This is a genomic window from Deltaproteobacteria bacterium (assembly GCA_009930495.1).
In the GTDB taxonomy this organism is placed as follows: domain Bacteria; phylum Desulfobacterota; class Desulfovibrionia; order Desulfovibrionales; family Desulfomicrobiaceae; genus Desulfomicrobium.
Map to the genome: position 1 here is coordinate 1 of RZYB01000327.1, position 1,893 is coordinate 1,893.

Below are 1,893 nucleotides of genomic sequence, written 5' to 3' on the forward strand. Positions count from 1 at the left end.
CCGCTTCCTCGGGCGTGGGGGCCGGGGCCTTTTTTTTGATCACGGTGATGCACCCGGACGGGCAGGCCTTGGCGCAGGAGCCGCAGGAAATGCAGCGCGGGGTCATGGGGTCGTTGTCATCCGGGATCAGTTCGATATGGCCCCGGAACGTGGCCAGATTGTCCACTTCCTGGCGCGGATAGTGGATGGTCACGTTGGGCTTCAGGAAGTATTTTCCCGTGATATTGAGGCCCACGATGAGGGACCACATACCTTGGGCCGCGCGTTTAATGTCATCGAGTTGGTACACGCATGCCTCCTAGAGTTTGACGATGATGCTGACGTACACAAGGTTCACCAGCGCCAGGGGCACGAGCCATTTCCAGCACAGGTTCAGGAGCTGATCGAAGCGCACGCGCGGATAGGTCCACCGGATCTGGATGATCAGGAAGATCAGCGCATACATCTTGAGCAGAAACCACCACCAACCGGGCGCAAAGGGCCCGTTCCAACCGCCCAGGAAGAGCACCGTGGCCACGGCGCAGACCACGATCATATTGGCGTATTCGGCCAGGAAGAACAGGCCAAACCCCATACCCGAATATTCGGTGTGGAAGCCGGCGGTCAGTTCGCTTTCGGCTTCGGGCAGGTCAAAGGGGGCGCGGTTGGTCTCGGCCAGGGCGCAGATGAAGTAGATGATGAATCCCAAGGGATTCAGCAGCACGTTCCATTGCCAGGGCCACGCTCCCTGCCCACCGGAAATGGTGGCCAGATTCAGGCTGCCGGTCATGAAGGCGACCGAGAGCACGGCCAGCAGAAGCGGGATTTCATAGGCCACGTTCTGGGCCACGGCCCGGGCCGCGCCGAGCAAGCTCCATTTGTTGTTGGAGCCCCATCCGGCTAGGCACAGGGACAAGACGCCCAATCCGGCAAAGGCCAGGATGAGCACGATGCCCAGGTTCATATCCAGGGCGACCAGATCCGGTCCGAAGGGAATGGGGAAGATGCACAGGGCCACGGGCATGAAGCACAGGATCGGGGCCAGCCAGAAGATGACCGGGTCCGCGTCGCGGGGCGTGGCCAGTTGTTTGCCCATCAGTTTGAGGCCATCGGCCAGGGGTTGGAGGATGCCGTGCGGTCCGACTTCGTACGGACCGGGACGGCGCTGGACATGGCCGGCGATTTTTCGCTCGGCATAGACCAGGGCCAGGGCATTCAACGCCACGAAGGCCAGAATGCCGACAAGTGCTATGAGAATGCGCAGAAATTGCGGGTCGATCATCGGTCAATCTCCGGGATGACGAGGTCCAGGCTGCCCAGGATGGACACGGCGTCCGCCAAAAGCGTGCCTTGGCTCAGTTCGGCGAACAGGCTCAGGTTGGAAAAGCTCGGGGCGCGGAGTTTGATCCGGTACGGGTTGTTACCGCCGTCGCTTTGCAGGTAGCAGCCGATCTTGCCCCGGGCTCCTTCCACGGCGAAATAGACTTCACCGGCCGGAACCTTGGGCTTCTTGGGCATTTTGGCCTGGATTTCGCCCTCGGGCATCTGCATAAGGGCCTGTTCGATGATGTTCAGGCTCTGTTCCAACTCCTGCATGCGCACGAGATAACGCCCCAGGGCGTCGGTGCGGTCGCTGGTCGGGACGATGAAATCCAGTTCCGGATAGACCGAATAGGGCTCGGCCCGGCGCACGTCATGGGCCACGCCGCTGCCGCGCAGGACCGGTCCGGTGGCCCCGTAGCGCACGGCCATGTCCTTGGAGATATGGCCGATGTCCTCGACCCGGCCCAGCAGGATGAAGTTGTCCGTGACCAGGGCCTTGTACATGGGCAGGCGGTCGCGCAGGCGTTTGATGAAGGCCTGGGTACGGGCTTTCAGGGCGTCGTCCATGTCCGCGACCACGCCGCCAAAGGT

Annotated in this window: 3 protein-coding genes; all 3 read right to left on the bottom strand. The window is 61.9% G+C overall.

All coding sequences use genetic code 11. The features are described from left to right. A partial coding sequence (locus tag EOL86_14330) for a [Fe-S]-binding protein (protein NCD26749.1) occupies nucleotides 1–250 on the bottom strand: 250 nt, incomplete at its 3' end. 48 nt (nucleotides 251–298) lie between these two features. Further along, nucleotides 299–1,261 (bottom strand): NADH-quinone oxidoreductase subunit NuoH, encoded by a 963-nt coding sequence (gene nuoH, locus EOL86_14335; GenBank protein ID NCD26750.1) that lies wholly within the window; start codon nucleotides 1,259–1,261, stop codon nucleotides 299–301. Next, on the bottom strand, nucleotides 1,258–1,893 hold a 636-nt coding region (locus tag EOL86_14340), incomplete at its 5' end, for an NADH-quinone oxidoreductase subunit D (GenBank protein NCD26751.1). The genes EOL86_14340 and nuoH, both read right to left, overlap by 4 nt.

What these genes read in the sequence shown, in the direction of transcription:
- nuoH (NCD26750.1), bottom strand. Translation starts at nt 1,261, where the DNA reads ATGATCGACCCGCAATTTCTGCGCATTCTCATAGCACTTGTCGGCATT.